We start from the raw sequence: 18,442 nt of genomic DNA, 5'->3' as shown, positions 1-18,442 counted from the left end.
TTATGGGAGAAGTCATTAAAAAAGAATGGTATTTAGAATATGATATTCAAGTAAACAGAGCAGGGTTGTTAGGTGATATTTCTAGTTTACTAGGTATATTAGGCATTAACATTATTACTATTAATGGTGTAGATCAAGGTAGGCGTGGATTACTTATAAAGACAGATGATATGGATAAAGTAAAACGCTTTGAGAACATCGTAAAAGAAATTGATGACATCACAATAAAAAAATTACGAACTCCTGGTTTAAGAGATAGATTAGCAGTAAGGCATGGGCGATATATTAAACGTGATATAGATGATAAAAAAACATTTCGTTTTGAAAGAAAAGATTTAGGTTTGCTAGTTGATTTTATGGCTGAGTTATTTAAAGAAGATAGACATAAATTAATTGGTGTAAGAGGTATGCCACGTGTTGGTAAAACAGAATCAGTTGTTGCAGCAAGTGTGTGTGCACATAAAAAATGGTTGTTTATCAGTTCTACTTTAATCAAACAAACTGTAAGAAGTTCATTGCTTAAAGGTGAATATAGCGATAAAAACGTTTATATTATTGATGGTGCTGTCACTTCAAAACAAACCGACGAAAAACATAAACAACTCGTGAGAGAAGTGATGAGTCTACCGACAATTAAAGTCGTAGAACACCCTGATTTATTTGTACAGCGTTCTGAATATAGTTTAGAAGACTTTGACTATATTATTGAGTTGAGAGAAACTGAAGATCAAGAAATTACATATGAACAATTAAATAAAAATGATTTATTTTCAAATGATAGTATGGGATTTGGTGATGGATTTGGATTCTTTGAATAATCTTGTAGAGGTGGAAAAAGTTTGAAAAATATTGGCGAGATTTTACGAAATAAAAGAGAGCAACTTGGTATGACGTTAGTTGAATTAGAAGAAAAGACCAAAATTCAACGTCAATTTCTAGTCATGATAGAAAAAAATGATTTTGAAAATTTACCAAATCCAGATTATACGAGAGGCTTTATTACAAAATATGCTTCATCTATTAATATGAGTCCTAAAGAATTAATAGATAAACATCAAAGTGAATTACCTAAATCAGCACCATCTGCAAAAGAAGCATTTCGCCAGCTTACACAAGAAAAAAGAAGCCAGTCAGAAATATCAGAAAATAATATGGTTTCTAAATTAATCATTCAAATGGTTACATTTTTTGGCCTATTACTTATCTTATGGATATTGTTGATAATAATCGTTTAATTCTCAGTATGATTGATTTATAATAGTATTATTATGGGATTGATAGTAAAGAAGGAGAAAGCATATGAATATTCCTAACCAATTGACGGTATTACGTGTTATATTAATACCTGTTTTTGTACTTTTCTTACTTGTAGATTTTAATATGGGTAAGATGGATTTCTTATTTGGACAAGAAATGAGAATTGAACAATTTATCGCCGCTATTATTTTTATAATAGCATCTGCTACTGATTGGTTTGATGGTTACTTGGCAAGAAAGTGGCAACTCGTTACTAATATGGGGAAATTTTTAGATCCATTAGCTGACAAATTATTAGTTGCAAGTGCATTAATAGCGCTAGTGGAATTAGACAAAGTTTCTTCAGTTATAGCTATTATTATTATAGCAAGAGAATTTGCCGTTACTGGTTTAAGACTTTTACAAATAGAACAAGGATTTGTAAGTGCAGCTGGGCAATTAGGTAAAATCAAAACTGCCGTTACGATGGTGGCACTCGTATTTATTTTATTACAAGAACCATTTTCTATGTTATGGCAAATTAATTTAGGTCAATGGTTATTGTACATAGCAACATTCTTTACAATCTTATCTGGTATTGAATACTTTTACCATGGTAGAGATGTGTTTAAAGGCTCAAAATAGTTATATCTTGTAAAGAGTCCGGGACATATTCAATGTCTCAGGCTCTTTTGTTATATTGGCAGTAGTTAACTGAATTGAAGATTGTTTATGCTAAACTCATTTAATTCTTGTTATCTTTGCTATGATGGGGCAACGAAATCTTATGAGAACAAGAGATTGATGTCCCTTTCACTTTCTTTAGGAGGAATAAAATGAAAGTAAGTATACTTAGTGTAGGAACAGAAATTTTATTAGGTCAGATTGCAAATACTAATGCTCAGTTTATATCAAAAACGTTTAATGAACTTGGTGCTAGTATAATGAGACATGTAGCAGTAGGAGATAACCCTTCTAGGCTTGAGCGTGCAATACAAGAAGAATTGGCGGCACATGACGTGGTCATTTTAACAGGTGGTTTAGGTCCTACTAAAGATGACTTAACGAAACAAACAGTAGCTAATGTGTTAGGAAGAGGTTTAGAAACAAACAAAGAAGCGATGGAATTTATTGAGCAATATTTTAAGAATGAAAATAGACCGATGACACCAAATAATAAACAGCAAGCGCTAGTAATTGAAGGAAGCAAAGTGTTAAAAAATGATGTTGGTATGGCTCCAGGTATGTATGTTGAACATGAAGATAAAAAAATCGTGTTATTACCTGGACCACCTAGAGAATTAAAGCCAATGGTAACACAATATCTTGTACCTTATTTTTTAAATGAGGAACGTGTTATTCATTCTGAATCATTAAAATTTGCTGGTATCGGGGAATCAAGACTTGAAACAGAGTGTATGGACTTAATTGACAACCAAACTAATCCGACAATTGCACCACTAGCTGGTTCACATGAAGTTTCCCTAAGAATCACAGCAAATTCAAATACTAAACAGGAAGCTTTGGAATTAATAAATCCAGTAAAAGAAGAAATTTTAAATCGAATAGGTTCATATTATTACGGTAGTGATGATACTACGATGGAAGAAGCTGTTTTTTCACATACAGATAAGCCCTTTTTAGTATACGATGGTATTACAGATGGTATACTGTTATCAAGGTTGAAATTAAATGATAAAAGTGAAAAATACTTAAAAGGTTATGTCATACAAGAAGAAAGTATTGATCAACTATTAAATATTTCTAAGCAAGATAATGTTGAGAACATTGCTTTTAAATTAAAAGAAAGATTTAATGTAGATACTGTCTTAATATTATTGGCACAAGATGAAGAATCGATGGTCTATATTTCAGATGTGCAAAAACACAAAAAATTTAATTCTAGACTGAGTCAATCTTATGCTGGGAAACGTGATAGAATCAGTAATATAGCACTTATTGAATTTTTGAATTTTTTAAGAGAACAAGCATAAATTCATAAAAGTGGCACTTATGTTCGCATTTATTAAGAAAACACACATAAAAACACGAACAAATATTCGCTTTATACTTGCATTTTAAGAGAAAAAGATTTATAGTAAATGATAGCTAATTAAACAAGTAAACTCATTTTATATATATAGGAGGTTATCGCGTGAACGAACAACGTCAGAAAGCACTCGATACAGTAATTAAGAATATGGAAAAATCCTTTGGTAAAGGGGCAGTTATGAAACTTGGGGATAACACAAGTAGAGAAGTTTCAGCTGTGTCCAGTGGATCTATTACATTAGATAAAGCTTTAGGAGTAGGTGGATATCCTAAAGGACGTATTATTGAAATATATGGACCAGAAAGTTCTGGTAAGACAACTGTTGCGCTTCATGCTATTGCAGAAGCACAACGTCAAGGAGGCGTAGCTGCGTTTATCGATGCTGAGCATGCTTTAGACCCAGTTTATGCTAAGAATTTAGGCGTAGATATAGATAACCTTTATTTATCACAACCTGACCACGGGGAACAAGGACTAGAGATTGCTGAAGCATTCGTAAGAAGTGGTGCTGTTGATATTATTATCGTTGACTCTGTAGCTGCTCTTACACCTAAGGCTGAAATTGAAGGCGAAATGGGCGATACACACGTTGGTTTACAAGCTCGTCTAATGAGCCAAGCTTTACGTAAATTATCAGCTGCAATATCTAAATCAAATACAACTGCAATATTTATCAACCAAATCCGTGAAAAAGTAGGCGTTATGTTCGGTAACCCTGAAGTTACACCTGGTGGTCGTGCACTTAAATTCTATAGTTCTGTTCGTTTAGAAGTGCGTAGAGCCGAACAATTGAAACAAGGTCAAGAAGTTGTAGGTAACCGTACTAAGATTAAAGTTGTTAAGAACAAAGTGGCACCACCATTTAGAGTAGCAGAAGTTGATATTATGTACGGTGAAGGTATTTCACGTGAAGGCGAATTAATCGATTTAGCTGTTGAATATGAAATCGTCGATAAATCAGGTGCTTGGTATTCTTATAATGGCGAAAGAATGGGACAAGGTAAAGAAAATGTTAAAACATACTTGAAAGAAAACCCAGCTATCATTGAAGAAATTGATTCTATTCTTAGAAATGAATTAGGTTTTAATGGTAAACCTAAAGAAGAAGCTAAGAAAGATAAGAAAGATAAAAAAGAAGAAAATCCTGAGCAAGAATCATTGCTAGATCAATAACTTTTATTAGCGTTCTATAAATCACTTGTAATGAGATGATTTATAGAACGCTTTTTTATTGAAATCATATGAAAAATAAAGGTGATGTCCTTGACACTTGTACAAATTTAAACGTACAATTGAGTTGTATGATTCCATAGTTTCATTTAATCATATTTTTGTATATATAAGACGTAAAAACCTAGATAGAAGGAGGTGTTTATGTGGACTTATTAACCCTCTTACTCATTTTGCTAGGAGTTATTCTAGGTGTTGTTGTAGGATACTTTTTCGCACAAAATAGCTTAACGAAAAAGCAAGATCAAGCTCGTCAGTCAGCTCACTATATTTTAAGTGAAGCGAACAAAGAAGCTGAGAGCCTAAAGAAAGAGAAATTGCTAGAAGCAAAAGAAGAAAATCAACAAATTAGAGATCATCTTGATAGTGAAATTCGAGAGAGAAGAAGTGACCTACAAAAACAAGAATCAAGATTACTTCAAAAAGAAGAAAATTTAGAGCGCAAATCTGATCTTTTAGACAAAAAAGATGAAATTCTAGAAAACAAAGAAGCTAAAATTGAAGAGCGACAACAACAGGTAGATGCAAAAGAGAGTAATGTTCAAGACATAATAACGAAACATGAACAAGAACTAGAACGCATCTCCGGATTGACACGCGAAGAAGCTCGTAAAGAGCAATTTTCAAAAGTCGAAGAAGAACTGTCACATGATATTGCCGTACTTGTAAAGGAAAAAGAACGTGAACTTAAATCAAATGTTGATAAGAAAGCAAAAGAACTGTTAGCTACTACAGTACAAAGATTAGCGGCAGATCATACTTCAGAATCAACAGTATCAGTCGTGAATTTACCAAACGATGAAATGAAAGGACGTATCATCGGTCGTGAAGGTCGAAATATACGTACTTTAGAAACATTAACAGGAGTAGATTTGATTATAGACGATACACCAGAAGCAGTAATATTATCTGGTTTTGACCCAATTCGAAGAGAAATTGCTAAGACAGCCTTAACTAATTTAGTATCTGATGGACGTATACATCCAGGTCGAATTGAAGATATGGTTGAAAAAGCAAGAAGAGAAGTAGATGACTTGATGAGAGAATCAGGAGAACAAGCTACCTTTGAATTAGGTATTCATAACTTACATCCAGAATTAGTTAAGATATTAGGAAGAATGAAATATCGTACAAGCTACGGTCAAAGTGTTCTGAAACACTCTATAGAAGTTGCACAACTTTCAGGAATGTTAGCAGCTGAATTAGGTGAAGATGAAACATTAGCGAAACGTGCAGGTTTATTACATGATATTGGTAAAGCTATCGATCATGAAGTTGAAGGCAGCCATGTTGAAATAGGGGTAGAACTTGCTAAGAAATATCATGAACATGATACAGTCATAAATGCAATACACTCACATCATGGGGATGTAGAACCGACATCAGTCATCTCTATACTCGTAGCTGCTGCAGACGCATTAAGCGCTGCTAGACCAGGAGCTAGACGTGAGACATTAGAAAACTATGTTAAACGACTAGAGAGATTAGAAGAAATATCTGAAGACTATGACGGTGTTGAAAAAGCATATGCGATTCAAGCAGGTAGAGAAATTAGAGTAATAGTATCACCTGAAGATATTGATGACTTAAAAGCACATAGAATAGCAAAAGGTATTAAAGACCAAATAGAAAGTGAATTACAATATCCAGGGCATATTAAAGTGACAGTTGTCCGGGAGATGAGAGCAACTGAATACGCAAAATAATAATTATTGAAATAAAAATCCTACAACCAAAATGGTTGTAGGATTTTTTGTGGTTTGTAATGAAAAAAAGGTAGTCGTTTTAAAATTAGTGATTACGTAAAATATTTGTTAAAATTTCACCATCAATATTACCGCCAGATATAACTAATGCAATATTTTTTCCTGAAAATTTTTCTGGGTATTCGTTAACTGCAGCGATTGTAGTACAACTACCAGCTTCAGCAATAAACTTTTCTTGTTTAGCCATAAAACTTACCGCTTTAGCAATGCCATTTTCAGATACTATTAAAAATTCATCAACATAATCTTTTGCTAATTTATAACTAAGTTTTCCTATTCCACCTATGAGAGAATCACAAAGAGTATCTGTATTAGGGTATTCTTCATAAAATGTATTGTGTTGGTAGGACTTAATCATTGCAGGACATGCTTCGGTTTGTACACCAATAATCTTAATATCTGGTTTAATATGTTTTGCAGCTATAGCTATACCTGTAATTAAACCGCCACCGCCAATAGGTACAACAATTGTATCTATATCAGGGTTTTGTTCCAAAATTTCAATACCTATTGTACCTTGACCACCATATATATATGGGTCATCATAGTAAGCGTCTATATAAGTTAAATTATTTTCTAGTATATAATTCATCCCTAATGAATTTGCTTCATCATAATTTTTGCCCAATAGAATGGCTTCTCCACCAAAGTATTCAATTTTATCAATTTTGCTTTGTGGTGTAGATTCCGGAACAATAATTTTCACGTTTCTTATTCCTAATAATTTTGCTGCATAACTTACTGAGCTTCCATGGTTACCAGAAGAAATTGTTGCTACACCAGACTTTTTTTCTTCATTATTTAAAGTAAGCATCTTATTGAGCGCTCCTCTAATTTTAAAACTCTTTACTTTTTGAAAACTTTCTAATTTAAAAAAATATTTTTTATTATCATCTCCTAAGTAAAAAGACTCTTCTAAAGGTGTTTTTACTGTATAGCTTTTAATACGATTATAGGCATCTTTTGTGTCTTGAAAATTAAATGTCATAAATGTTTCTCTCCTTTATTAAATATTTATTGTTGTCCCAATGTTATTTTGATTGGCTAATTTAAGTGCGTGATAAGCAGTTCCGATATCTAGTAAAGCCATTCCTGTTAGATCAACAACAGTTATATCATCTTGACTTGTTCTCCCTCGTATATTATCTATAATTACTTCTCCGACAGTACCATAAATATTTATGGCAGTTATTGTACCTTTTTTTATAGCTTTTTCTATTTCACCGGATTTTATGCAATGTTCTAAGTCATCTACATATACCTTAGCGATTTTTAGTATCTGTGGATCAATCTCTTGTTTATCTGGCATATCAGCACCAACGCAACTAATATGAGTACCTTTTTTAATCCACTCTTTTTTGATTAATGGTTCTTTAGATGGTGTGATTGTAATTATTACATCACTACTTTCTACGTTTTCTCTTAAATTAATTACATTGATTATTTCAATATCATCGATAAAAATATTAAAGTTTTCTTTTAAATTCTTTTTTAAATTTGATGTTAAAAGTTTTGTTTTTTCAATATTTCTACTGTATACTCTTATGTTTTTTAAATTAGGTAATACTGTAACAGCTGATGCTATTTGAAATAATGCTTGATTACCTGAACCAATAATTAGTAAATCCTCAGAAGTTTTATTTGCTAAATGCTTTATAGTAACAGCACTTGAAGCACCTGTTCTTATACCAGTTATATATTCAGCGCCAGTAATCCCAATTGGTATACCATTTTTTGCATTATAAATAGTTATTAAACCATTTAGAGTTGGTAATCCATTAACCTCATTTTCTTGAAACCAACTTGCTGTTTTGTGACCAAAAATATTTTCATTTTGAATATATCCAGATTTAATATCCATATCTGCTTTTCCTTTTTGAAATTCATAAAATATAGTTGGCCATGTCATAGTTGAATTGCACGCTTTACTTTTGTATACATTTTCGACAATTTGAATAATGTCATTAATAGATAGTAACAGTTTTAAAGATTCACTATCTAAAGATTTTATTTTTACCAATAGAAACCACTCCTTAAAGTTTTAAATAGAAGTAAATAAAAAGCACCGAAAATTTATTCCTCCTGTAAAACAGGCCCTAATGGAATAAATTTTCGGTGCTTTAAATGCTTTTACCCGGGGATAATAGCAGCACATCTATTTAATTATTAATAGTATAATTGATTATAATAATTTTGTAAATTGCTATGAATTTGTTATTTTATTAAATTTAAGAAATTCACACTTCAAAGAGTCACAGTATTATTTTGGAGGGTGTGATAAAAATTACCATCAAGCCCACGTAACTTGACGACTATCCATTGAGTAAAGGCTCACAAGTATGGTTGTGATTACCAAACGAACCTTTTTAGGTTAAAGCTAACTATATTGGCGTATAGTTAGCTTATTTTTTGCTTTCCTTTAATAGCACGATATAGGGCATATACAATAGTAAATGCTATACTAACTGACCATGTTATTACGACAGTAAAATCAAAGTTGATGTTAATATTAATATCCATGCTACCACCTCATTTCCATACCAATTCGAGGCTCGAAAGGTGTCACGAAAATGTAAGGCTTTTTACTCAATTAAAATTATAGCATCAACAATACTGCTTTATCTCTTACTAGATGTTAGATAAATAACTTTTTGTTAATTATTGATTAACTGGAATAATAGCTATTCTTTAGAATGAATTAAAAAAGAAATAAACGATCAATACAACCCAAAAACTTTTCCAGCTACACCAGCAATAGCTATCATTGTGCCAATGAACCATTTGAATTGTATATTTTTAATTTCAGAGATTTGATATTTCATATTATTTTCCATGATTTTTGGTAAATCAGCTATTTTATCGGATAAATGTCCAAATTTATCATCTATTCTTTTTTCCATTTGTTCAAAAGTTTCTTTAGTAATGTAATCGCTCATACTGATTTCTCCTTTCGTCATTATAATTTATTAATTTTATAACTCTCATAAAAAACACATAATCAATACAACCCAAAAACTTTTCCAGCTACACAAGCAATAGCTATCATTGTCCCAATGAACCATTTGAATTGAATATTTTTAATTTCAGAGATTTGATATTTCACATTACTTTCCATGAGTTTCATATTATTTTCCATAATCTTAGATAAATCATCTATTTTATCGGATAAATGCTCAAATTTATCATCTATTCTTTTTTCCATTTGTTCAAAAGTTTCTTTAGTAATGTAATCGTTCATAGTACTTTCTCCTTTCATAGTTTATATATCCATTTTTTTACATTTAAGTATATTATACTATAAAACGATATTAATTTACTAAAGTAATCGTTATAGATAAAAATTAAACATAAAGTTTAACTTATTAATATGTACTAGATATCTGTGATAACATTATAAGTGTTACTATATTAGCAATTTAGTTTGATCTAAAACTTTGATAATGCAAGGTTATTTTGCAGGCTTAAAAGAGGAGGGTATCAAGTGGTTTTTGTATACATATTTGTATCGGCTATAGCTTTATACTGTGCGCTACGATACGGTATTAGAGATGCGCTTATTGAAATTGAAGCTAATAAAGAAGATTTAGTTTATTATAGAAAAAGTGCTGATTTATTAGAGGAAATTGGTACAATTTATTCAAGTACTTCAAAAGAGAATACTGATACTGCTAAGGGCATTTATAATGATTCTTTTGATGTTTTTACTTCGGATAAAAATTCAAAAGATAAGTTTGATATTTTGAGTGAAAACAAGAAAAAGATTTTATCTTTAGAAGTTGAACAGTCTGGAACATAAACAATTGTTCCAGACTCTATTTTGTTATGGCAGTAGTTGAATAGACTAAAAATACGCTTATATCAAGCTTTTTTCAATACTAGTCGCTATTAGCGGTAGGGCTAAGAAATCTTATTAAATACAACTAGATTTCTGTCCCGCTCCCTTTTATTTCGTTTATATTTAATCCTTCTGAGAGAAGTGGTTCTTCAAAAAAGCTAGATACGTATTCAAACGTTTCTTTTGTATCAAAATTCTTTCTTGAAGGTTCTTCAATACTTCTCTTTTTTATTCTTTCTAAACATTTCTCGTCATCTATATTAAGAAATATTAATTCATGATTTGCCTTAATTTCAGTCGCTATACTGAGTAACCAGCTTCTATGTGCTTTTGTGTTTCCTGGAAAGTCTAATACTACATTGCTGCCAACTTTTAAAATACGTTGTATGTGTTCTTTTAATAAAGGCTTTATTAATTTTGAATATTTTAAGTAGTCGTCAAATGTTGTTATTTCATTTGGATAAAGTTGAGATAACCAATCATCTTCAGATAATAAAATAGCGTTTTTATTAATTTCTAATTTTTTTGCTGTAGTTGATTTTCCAGCCCCCATTTTACCTGTAAAGAAATACAAAGATCCTAATTTATTCATCTACATACCTCTTTTCATCATTTGATATTATCAATATTTTAAATTTATACTCTAAAGTGTAGCATAGATTATTTATTTGTATTAAAAGCTTTGACAATAGTTGAATAGGGTATTTAAAATTAAGTGTAAAATGTGTGTTTAATTGAACTGTAAAGGGGAGCATTCCGATGTACATACCAAAACATTATCAAATGAAAGATTATCAAGAAATTAAAAATTTTATGACTAAATATAATTTTGCGACTGTAGTTACTGTTGATGAATTAAAACCTATTGCAACACATTTACCAGTAATTATTAATGAGCATGATGATGCTTTATTTATATCTGGGCATTTTGCTAGAGGCAATAAGCAATGGAGAACAATGGACAATAACGAGGATGTACTCATTATATTCCACGGGCCACATGGATACATATCATCAACATGGTATGAAACTGAGGATGTACCGACATGGGATTATCAAAGCATACATGTTTATGGGAAAAGTGTCTTGTTAAATGAACACCAGTTAAAAGAAGATTTAAAAGTTTTGTTGGATAAGTATGAAAGTGAACATAGAGGTGGGGCAACATGGGAAAATTTATCTGATCAGACAAAAAAACAAATAAAAGGTATAGTGGGTTTCAAAGTAAAAGTAGATAAATTAGAAGCTGCATATAAGTTAAGTCAAAATCGTAGTGAAACGGATAAAGAGAACATTGTCATACATCTTAATAATACTGAAAGTGATCTAGATAAAAATTTAGCAGAAGAAATAGAAAAATATTAAAGAAGTGGGGTAGAAACCGTAATTTTCTATAAGGTTTCGTAGTCCCACTTTCTTAAATCTATTAATTTAATGGATAATCGTCTCCATTTTTAGAAATGTAATAAGTATCTGACAAACCATCTGTATGTAATTTAGCAGGTTGTCTTTTACCTGATATTGTATAATTAAATGGTTTATTATCTTGAAAATCATATAGAATTCTAGAACTGACACCATTTTCTATAACATTAGCATTTAATCTTTTAACTATTCGATAACCTTCTTTATATTCTTTAGTCTTTTTAAACTCTAGTTCAGCAGCTTTTAATAAGTCATTTTCAGTAATTTTATCTCCAACATGATGTTTTTCTTTTAAATTTGTGATTCTTCCTGTATTGATAGGTAATAATATATTTGATTCATTATCGCGTTTTAAAAATTTTACAAAATGCTCTATCGAAACTTCTGTGGATTTACTAAATACTTGATTATTATCAGTTGAAGAGTTTTCTTCTAAAACTACGTTAGTAATCAATTTGAAACTAGGATTTTCTATATGCTTAGTTAAATCAGGAATAACAAATCCTTTATCTGTTATAGGAAATATATCAGACTTGTTATTACTATATGATACCTCAATTTTCGAATTAGGCGCTAAATTTACCACTCGATATTCATCTGCAGCCTTTGCATCTATTGCAATTTGAACATAATTTAAAATATCTTTTTTTGTTAATACTTCACCAGGTGTTAAAGGGAATTCTATAAAGCCAGGAACAAGAATTTCGTTACCTTTCTTATCCACCCCAGTAACATTCACCATTAAATGAGTACCTTGAATTTCTTGATAATCTTTTCTACCGCCAACTTTAAATGAAGGTGGCTCCATAGCATCTACATTAGAAGTAATAAAGGGAGTTATAACGATATTGCCAACAACTAGAGAAATCATTACTTTTTTGAAACTTTTCATATAAACACCTCTTTGTTTTTTTAATATAATAACACATTTACCAAATATTGTTATTATTTGTATATTACAAATAATTTACAGTTTTGTAACAACTAACAGACTCATATAAAATGATTTTATATAGATTTCGAAAAAATTTATACTAAATTAGTAGTTGTTAAAATTTAGTGCTAATTAAAATTATCAATATACTGATATAAAAAAACTTTTGTTAAAAAGATTTTTTTTATTTATAAAATAGATGATTTTTATTTACGTTTGTGATATAAATATATAATAATATTATTTTTGTTAATTTTGTAAAAAGGAGCTTTATATTGAAGTACTTTGAAGAAATTCCGATAATTAGAGCTGTTGCTACTATGATGGTGCTTGGCGTACATATAACATCGAGACTTTATTACTCACAAGGTCATATCGTAGACGATTTACTGGGTTATTTCAATCAAATTTCGAGACTTGGAACACCTGTATTTGCAGTAATTAGTGCATTTTTATTAACGAGCTCTACAATTAGAAGAAAGTTTGATATAAAATATTTTGTAAAATCTAGATTCACAAAAATTTTCATGCCTTATTTAATTTGGACCACGATTTATTTATTATTAAGCGCAATATTCACTAATATATTCTATGCAATAGACCGACCTATTAAAGATTATTATTTATTTGGTGTTGCTGAAACTCATTTATATTTTATTTTAGTAGTTATACAATTTTATATTCTTTTTCCTGTTGTTCATAGAGTTAAAAAAGGACCTTCTTTGATATATGCTTATTTAATAGCTACTATAGTTAATATATTATGGTTGATATATGGAAGAGGGACTTTTAATTTTGAAATTGAAATGATAAATACTTTTATAAATAGTAGGTCATTTGTATTGAATTGGATTTCATTCTTTTTCCTCGGTATTGTATACGCTAAATATTATAGTGAAATAAACGATTTAATAACAAGATATCAAAAATATTTATATATTATCATAACTATATTATTTATTGATCTTCTTGCGAGTATTAATTTAGATAGCTTATTTAGTTCTAACACTGTATCTATTATTGTATACACGCCCTTTTTTATAATTGGATTAATTTTGTTTTATAGAAAAATAAAAAGTAATCAAGTTTTGGTACATATATTAACTACAATTGGTAATTATTCTATGGGAATATACTTAGTACATATAATAATTATAATGTTTTATAGAAAAATACCGTATGTTGAAATAATGGGTAATACATCTACTTTTGTTTTTTCTTATTTATTTGTTTTATCATTATCAGTTTTATTAGTTTATGGAATAAGCAAATTACCATTTGCTACATTTATAGTTCCTATACCTAAGAAACAAAATAGCGTATCTTTAAGTAAATTATCCAATAAAAAGCATGAAACAGAAATTTAAGAATAAAATGACATTAAGAGCCCCTCAGTTCAAAAATTATATTTTTTGAACTGAGGGGCTCTTAATAAATATACTCGAAATATAGACATTCTATAATATAGTTCGCAATTTAATCTGTAGATTTAGTAGAGATAAAGTTAAACAATATTGGGAAGAGTTATTTAAGTCATTATAACGATTTTATAATTTATACAAATTAAAAAACAGAGGCGATTCTTAAATGAATAAGATAATCGACTCTGTTTTATTTAAGCTAGGATAATCTATACCTAGTCTCGTTTTCATTTTTCATGTTTATTTTTAATTCGTTAAGTTCAACTCTAAATCTAATGCTTCTTTTAATACATTTGAAGTTTCGTGCGAGTTTATCGCGCAATTACCGTATTTTTCAGCTAATTTAAAAGCTGTTACGTATAACTCCAAACTATCCTTGGCAATATCTTCTGCCTCTTCGTGTACGGATGGATTTGCTTTAACCACTAGTTCTGCAAACTTTTCGGGTTCAATATCAATTCCCATGTTTAAATAAACACTCCTATTAATTTTTTGATACGTTACTATATAAATAACGCTCTTGTAACGTATACCCTATATTATAAATTAATAATCATTACTTTTAAAATATTTTGTTTTCCATTAGAATATAAAGAGTAATAGAGAGGATGACTGTAGTGAGAATTTTATTTATAGGTGATATTGTAGGCAAATTAGGTAGAGAACAATTAGAAACATATTTACCTAAAATTAAAGCAACATACAAACCAACACTAACGATTGTTAATGGTGAAAATGCTGCACATGGTAAAGGAATAACTGAAAAAATATATAAAGAAATTTTACGTATGGGCGCAGACTTTATGACGATGGGTAATCATACATACGGTCAGAAGGAAATTTACGAATTTATAGGTCAAGCGAATAGAATGGTAAGACCTGCGAATTTTCCTGATGAGGCACCGGGAATTGGTATGAGAATCATTAAAGTCAACGATAAAGATGTTGCTATTATCAATTTGCAAGGTCGATCATTTATGGCTGCTATCGATTGTCCTTTTAAAAAAGCTGATGAATTAATAGAAGAAGCATCTAAAATAACGCCGTTTATCTTTGTTGATTTTCATGCAGAAACAACTTCTGAGAAAAATGCGATGGCTTGGTATTTAAATGGACGCGTTAGTGCAGTTGTTGGTACGCATACTCATATACAAACTTCTGATGAACGTGTTTTAAATGAAGGTACAGCATATATTACAGATGTTGGAATGACTGGATATTACGACGGTATTCTTGGCATTAATAAAGATGAGGTTATTGAAAGATTTATTACGAGTTTACCTCAACGTCATAACTTGCCAAATGAAGGTCGAAAAGTACTTTCAGGTGTGGTTGTTGATTTAACTCAAGATGGAAAAGCTAAAAAAATTCAAAGAATATTAATAAACGATGATCATCCATTTGAATAGTATCGTCCATTAGGATGATTTTTGTTAAAACCCTTTAATTTCATAGGATTAAAGGGATTTTTTTGGTATGATGTGAATTGAGATATTATATGGGGGAGGCCATAAGATGAAATCACAAATTTCATGGAAAGTTGGCGGACAGCAAGGCGAAGGAATTGAGTCAACAGGTGAAATATTCGCAACTGCTATGAACCGTCAAGGATATTATTTATACGGATACCGTCATTTTTCTAGTAGAATCAAAGGCGGACACACAAACAATAAAATAAGAGTATCATCCACGCCAGTAAGAGCGATTAGTGATGATTTAGATATATTAATAGCATTTGACCAAGAAACAATAGATGTGAACTATCACGAAATGCAAAAAGGCAGTATTATCATTGCCGATGCAAAAGCAAAACCTGAAAATCCAGAAGATAGTAAAGCACAATTAGTGAGCTTACCGTTTACAGGCGTAGCTAAAGAATTAGGAACAGCGTTAATGAAGAACATGGTAGCTGTAGGTTCTACTTGTGCAGTCATGGATTTAGATACAGACGTATTTGAATCATTAATCAGTGATTTATTCAGTCGTAAAGGCGAAAGTGTCGTTAATTTAAACATTCAAGCGTTAAATGAAGGTTATAGATTAATGAAAGAAGAAATGGATTCATTAGAAAGTGAACATACTTTAGAGAAGAATGACTCTGATGGCCATTTATTTATGATAGGTAATGACGCGATTGGTTTAGGGGCAGTAGCAGCTGGAGTTAGATTTATGGCAGCTTATCCTATTACGCCAGCTTCAGAAATTATGGAGTACATGATTGATCGTTTACCAGAATTAGGTGGCGCCGTTATACAGACTGAAGATGAAATTGCTGCATGTACAATGGCAATTGGTTCTAACTATGCTGGTGTACGTTCATTTACATCATCTGCAGGTCCAGGCTTATCATTGATGATGGAATCAATAGGTTTATCAGGAATGACTGAAACACCTTTAGTAATCGTTAATACTCAACGCGGTGGGCCATCAACTGGTTTACCAACTAAACAAGAACAGTCTGACTTAATGCAAATGATTTACGGTACTCATGGCGATATTCCGAAAATTGTAATAGCACCAACAAGCGCAAGCGATGCGTTTTATTTAACGATAGAAGCATTTAACTTAGCTGAAGAATATCAATGTCCAGTTATATTACTTTCAGATTTACAATTATCTTTAGGTAAACAAACCGTTGAATCATTAGACTATGACAAAATTGAAATTCGTAGAGGCGCTCTAATAGAAGAAGACATGGAAACACCTGAAGATAAGGCGTACTTTAAACGTTATGCATTGACTGATTCTGGAATCTCTCCACGTGTTCTTCCTGGTACAAAAGGTGGTATTCACCATGTGACAGGTGTTGAACATAACGAAGAAGGAAAACCTTCTGAAGGTGCTGAAAACAGACAATTACAAATGGATAAACGTATGCGTAAAACAGCTCAATTATTAATCGATGAACCAGTTAAATCTAATGAAAAATATGATGAAGCGGATATTTTATATGTAGGATTCATTTCTACTATAGGAGCAATCGAAGAAGCAATTACAAGATTAGATAAGCAAAATGTAAAAGTTAATCATATTCAAATTAGACAATTACATCCATTCCCTACTGATGCTGTACAAGAAGCCTTTAATAAAGCTAAAAAAGTAGTTGTAGCTGAGCATAATTACCAAGGACAACTATCTAGCATTATCAAAATGAATGTAAATCATCAAGGTAAAATTATTAACCAAACAAAATATGACGGTACACCATTCTTACCGCATGAAATAGAAGATAAAGCTTTAGAAATCGCAAGTAATATGAAGGAGTTGATATAATTGGCAACATTTAAAGATTTTAGAAATAATGTTAAACCAAACTGGTGTCCAGGCTGTGGTGACTTTTCTGTGCAAGCAGCGATTCAAAAAGCAGCAGCAAATGTAGGATTGGAACCAGAAGAAGTTGCCATTATTACAGGTATAGGTTGTTCGGGTCGTTTGAGTGGTTATGTAAACTCATATGGTCTACACTCAATTCACGGACGTTCATTACCTTTAGCACAAGGTGTTAAAATGGCTAATAAAGATTTAACAGTAATTGCTTCAGGCGGCGACGGAGACGGATTTGCTATAGGTATGGGTCACACTATTCATGCTTTAAGAAGAAATATGGATATGACTTATATCATCATGGATAACCAAATTTATGGATTAACTAAAGGGCAAACTTCACCAAGTTCTGCTAAAGGTTTTGTTACAAAAACAACACCTAAAGGTAACATTGAACAAAACGTTGCACCTTTAGAATTAGCATTATCATCAGGTGCTACTTTTGTAGCGCAAAGCTTCTCAAGCGACATCAAAGAATTAACACATATAATTGAAGAAGCAATCAATCACAAAGGATTTTCATTTGTAAACGTATTTTCACCATGTGTAACATACAACAAAATAAATACTTATGATTGGTTTAAAGAGAATTTAACTAAATTAGCTGATATTGAGGACTATGATTTTTCAAATAAAAATCAAGCAATACAAACAGTGATGGATAAAGAATCTATGATTACAGGTATTATATATCAAGATAAAGAAACTCCATCATATGAACAACAATTAGAACAACTTGATGAAACACCACTAGTTAAAAAATCATTGAAGCTTGAAGAAAACCAATTTGAAGAGCTTGTTTCTCAATTTAAATAATTATATAATGAATACACTTTAAGCTCATAGTTTGTCTATGAGCTTTTTTTAATAAAAAGGGGGATTTTCAAATGACAAATACATTAATGAGTATTCAAATTATTCCAGAGCACGAAGATACAGGGGTAATACCTTTAGTTGATGAAGCAATAAGAATAATAGATGATTCTGGTTTAAAGTATCAAGTGAATCCTTTAGAAACTACTATTGAAGGGGATATGAATGCTTGCCTAATTTTAATAGAACAAATTAATGAGCGCATGGTTGAGTTGGAATGTAAAAGCATTATATCTCAAGTGAAGTTTTATCACGTTCCCGAAGGCATCATGATGGATACGTTAACGGATAAATATAAATCTTAATTAAGATAGTTTAATGAATGAACGTTATTTATTATAAATA

The 18,442-nt window shown here is 30.8% G+C and carries 20 protein-coding genes; 13 read left to right on the top strand and 7 right to left on the bottom strand.

The window, feature by feature from the left end; translation table 11 throughout:
- Nucleotides 1-2 precede the first annotated feature (2 nt).
- From ACNMOQ_RS08145 to rny, 6 genes are all read left to right on the top strand, one after another.
- Nucleotides 3-818 carry a YmfK family protein gene (locus ACNMOQ_RS08145; protein WP_016998653.1) on the top strand — a complete coding sequence of 272 codons (816 nt, stop codon included), beginning with the start codon at nucleotides 3-5 and terminating at the stop codon, nucleotides 816-818.
- Nucleotides 819-839: 21 nt separating this feature from the next.
- A complete protein-coding gene (locus tag ACNMOQ_RS08140; protein WP_016998654.1) occupies nucleotides 840-1,235 on the top strand; it encodes a helix-turn-helix domain-containing protein in 396 nt (131 codons plus the stop codon).
- A 64-nt stretch (nucleotides 1,236-1,299) separates the two neighbouring features.
- Nucleotides 1,300-1,881: a CDP-diacylglycerol--glycerol-3-phosphate 3-phosphatidyltransferase gene (gene pgsA / locus ACNMOQ_RS08135; protein ID WP_135031909.1), complete on the top strand. Its 582-nt coding sequence runs from the start codon at nucleotides 1,300-1,302 to the stop codon at nucleotides 1,879-1,881.
- 191 nt (nucleotides 1,882-2,072) lie between these two features.
- Nucleotides 2,073-3,230: a CinA family nicotinamide mononucleotide deamidase-related protein gene (locus ACNMOQ_RS08130; protein WP_416349666.1), complete on the top strand. Its 1,158-nt coding sequence runs from the start codon at nucleotides 2,073-2,075 to the stop codon at nucleotides 3,228-3,230.
- Nucleotides 3,231-3,391: 161 nt separating this feature from the next.
- Entirely contained in the window at nucleotides 3,392-4,462 is a 1,071-nt protein-coding gene (gene recA, locus ACNMOQ_RS08125) for a recombinase RecA (protein WP_016998657.1), read from the top strand.
- A gap of 203 nt (nucleotides 4,463-4,665) precedes the next feature.
- The gene (rny, locus tag ACNMOQ_RS08120) at nucleotides 4,666-6,225 is read left to right on the top strand and encodes a ribonuclease Y (protein WP_016998658.1); all 1,560 of its coding nucleotides are present in this window, start codon (nucleotides 4,666-4,668) and stop codon (nucleotides 6,223-6,225) included.
- An 85-nt stretch (nucleotides 6,226-6,310) separates the two neighbouring features.
- On the opposite strand, the gene ACNMOQ_RS08115 is transcribed toward rny, so the two are convergent.
- The 4 genes from ACNMOQ_RS08115 to ACNMOQ_RS08100 all read right to left on the bottom strand — a co-directional run bounded on the left by ACNMOQ_RS08115 (nucleotide 6,311) and on the right by ACNMOQ_RS08100 (nucleotide 9,523).
- Nucleotides 6,311-7,273: a threonine ammonia-lyase gene (locus ACNMOQ_RS08115; RefSeq protein ID WP_416349665.1), complete on the bottom strand. Its 963-nt coding sequence runs from the start codon at nucleotides 7,271-7,273 to the stop codon at nucleotides 6,311-6,313.
- A gap of 18 nt (nucleotides 7,274-7,291) precedes the next feature.
- A complete protein-coding gene (locus ACNMOQ_RS08110; protein ID WP_416349664.1) occupies nucleotides 7,292-8,305 on the bottom strand; it encodes an ornithine cyclodeaminase family protein in 1,014 nt (337 codons plus the stop codon).
- 697 nt (nucleotides 8,306-9,002) lie between these two features.
- Nucleotides 9,003-9,221: a hypothetical protein gene (locus ACNMOQ_RS08105; RefSeq protein WP_416349663.1), complete on the bottom strand. Its 219-nt coding sequence runs from the start codon at nucleotides 9,219-9,221 to the stop codon at nucleotides 9,003-9,005.
- 62 nt (nucleotides 9,222-9,283) lie between these two features.
- A complete protein-coding gene (locus tag ACNMOQ_RS08100; protein WP_416349662.1) occupies nucleotides 9,284-9,523 on the bottom strand; it encodes a hypothetical protein in 240 nt (79 codons plus the stop codon).
- 243 nt (nucleotides 9,524-9,766) lie between these two features.
- Here ACNMOQ_RS08100 and ACNMOQ_RS08095 point away from each other — a divergent pair, with 243 nt between their 5' ends.
- A complete protein-coding gene (locus ACNMOQ_RS08095) occupies nucleotides 9,767-10,081 on the top strand; it encodes a hypothetical protein (protein WP_017000481.1) in 315 nt (104 codons plus the stop codon).
- Between the two features lie 124 nt (nucleotides 10,082-10,205).
- Here the strand turns inward: ACNMOQ_RS08095 and ACNMOQ_RS08090 are convergent, their stop codons facing one another.
- Nucleotides 10,206-10,712, bottom strand: coding sequence for a P-loop nucleotide/nucleoside kinase family protein (locus tag ACNMOQ_RS08090; protein ID WP_416349661.1), 507 nt, complete (start codon nucleotides 10,710-10,712; stop codon nucleotides 10,206-10,208).
- A gap of 167 nt (nucleotides 10,713-10,879) precedes the next feature.
- Between ACNMOQ_RS08090 and ACNMOQ_RS08085 the strand changes: the two genes are divergently transcribed.
- Nucleotides 10,880-11,485 (top strand): FMN-binding negative transcriptional regulator, encoded by a 606-nt coding sequence (locus ACNMOQ_RS08085; RefSeq protein WP_064210915.1) that lies wholly within the window; start codon nucleotides 10,880-10,882, stop codon nucleotides 11,483-11,485.
- Between the two features lie 61 nt (nucleotides 11,486-11,546).
- On the opposite strand, the gene ACNMOQ_RS08080 is transcribed toward ACNMOQ_RS08085, so the two are convergent.
- A complete protein-coding gene (locus ACNMOQ_RS08080; protein WP_416349660.1) occupies nucleotides 11,547-12,437 on the bottom strand; it encodes a staphylokinase domain-containing protein in 891 nt (296 codons plus the stop codon).
- Between the two features lie 317 nt (nucleotides 12,438-12,754).
- Between ACNMOQ_RS08080 and ACNMOQ_RS08075 the strand changes: the two genes are divergently transcribed.
- On the top strand, nucleotides 12,755-13,846 hold the full coding sequence (locus ACNMOQ_RS08075; protein WP_239706251.1) for an acyltransferase: 1,092 nt from the start codon (nucleotides 12,755-12,757) through the stop codon (nucleotides 13,844-13,846).
- Between the two features lie 300 nt (nucleotides 13,847-14,146).
- Here the strand turns inward: ACNMOQ_RS08075 and ACNMOQ_RS08070 are convergent, their stop codons facing one another.
- Nucleotides 14,147-14,365 carry a hypothetical protein gene (locus ACNMOQ_RS08070; RefSeq protein ID WP_017000476.1) on the bottom strand — a complete coding sequence of 73 codons (219 nt, stop codon included), beginning with the start codon at nucleotides 14,363-14,365 and terminating at the stop codon, nucleotides 14,147-14,149.
- A gap of 152 nt (nucleotides 14,366-14,517) precedes the next feature.
- Here ACNMOQ_RS08070 and ACNMOQ_RS08065 point away from each other — a divergent pair, with 152 nt between their 5' ends.
- The 4 genes from ACNMOQ_RS08065 (at nucleotide 14,518) to ACNMOQ_RS08050 (ending at nucleotide 18,402) form a co-directional block, all read left to right on the top strand.
- A complete protein-coding gene (locus ACNMOQ_RS08065; protein ID WP_026023702.1) occupies nucleotides 14,518-15,309 on the top strand; it encodes a TIGR00282 family metallophosphoesterase in 792 nt (263 codons plus the stop codon).
- A gap of 106 nt (nucleotides 15,310-15,415) precedes the next feature.
- Entirely contained in the window at nucleotides 15,416-17,173 is a 1,758-nt protein-coding gene (locus tag ACNMOQ_RS08060) for a 2-oxoacid:acceptor oxidoreductase subunit alpha (protein ID WP_064210912.1), read from the top strand.
- Nucleotides 17,174-18,040 carry a 2-oxoacid:ferredoxin oxidoreductase subunit beta gene (locus ACNMOQ_RS08055; RefSeq protein ID WP_017000473.1) on the top strand — a complete coding sequence of 289 codons (867 nt, stop codon included), beginning with the start codon at nucleotides 17,174-17,176 and terminating at the stop codon, nucleotides 18,038-18,040.
- A gap of 71 nt (nucleotides 18,041-18,111) precedes the next feature.
- Nucleotides 18,112-18,402 (top strand): thiamine-binding protein, encoded by a 291-nt coding sequence (locus ACNMOQ_RS08050; RefSeq protein WP_182093895.1) that lies wholly within the window; start codon nucleotides 18,112-18,114, stop codon nucleotides 18,400-18,402.
- Nucleotides 18,403-18,442: the final 40 nt, after the last annotated feature.

Source organism: Mammaliicoccus lentus (genome assembly GCF_947036595.1).
GTDB lineage: Bacteria > Bacillota > Bacilli > Staphylococcales > Staphylococcaceae > Mammaliicoccus > Mammaliicoccus lentus.
This window is presented reverse-complemented; position numbering and strand designations above follow the sequence as displayed.

Coding starts and splice junctions, on each gene's coding strand:
- ACNMOQ_RS08145 (WP_016998653.1), top strand. CDS start 3: ATGGGAGAAGTCATTAAAAAAGAATGGTATTTAGAATATGATATTCAA.
- pgsA (WP_135031909.1), top strand. CDS start 1,300: ATGAATATTCCTAACCAATTGACGGTATTACGTGTTATATTAATACCT.
- ACNMOQ_RS08130 (WP_416349666.1), top strand. CDS start 2,073: ATGAAAGTAAGTATACTTAGTGTAGGAACAGAAATTTTATTAGGTCAG.
- ACNMOQ_RS08115 (WP_416349665.1), bottom strand. CDS start 7,273: ATGACATTTAATTTTCAAGACACAAAAGATGCCTATAATCGTATTAAA.
- ACNMOQ_RS08105 (WP_416349663.1), bottom strand. CDS start 9,221: ATGAGCGATTACATTACTAAAGAAACTTTTGAACAAATGGAAAAAAGA.
- ACNMOQ_RS08100 (WP_416349662.1), bottom strand. CDS start 9,523: ATGAACGATTACATTACTAAAGAAACTTTTGAACAAATGGAAAAAAGA.
- ACNMOQ_RS08090 (WP_416349661.1), bottom strand. CDS start 10,712: ATGAATAAATTAGGATCTTTGTATTTCTTTACAGGTAAAATGGGGGCT.
- ACNMOQ_RS08085 (WP_064210915.1), top strand. CDS start 10,880: ATGTACATACCAAAACATTATCAAATGAAAGATTATCAAGAAATTAAA.
- ACNMOQ_RS08080 (WP_416349660.1), bottom strand. CDS start 12,437: ATGAAAAGTTTCAAAAAAGTAATGATTTCTCTAGTTGTTGGCAATATC.
- ACNMOQ_RS08070 (WP_017000476.1), bottom strand. CDS start 14,365: ATGGGAATTGATATTGAACCCGAAAAGTTTGCAGAACTAGTGGTTAAA.
- ACNMOQ_RS08060 (WP_064210912.1), top strand. CDS start 15,416: ATGAAATCACAAATTTCATGGAAAGTTGGCGGACAGCAAGGCGAAGGA.
- ACNMOQ_RS08050 (WP_182093895.1), top strand. CDS start 18,112: ATGACAAATACATTAATGAGTATTCAAATTATTCCAGAGCACGAAGAT.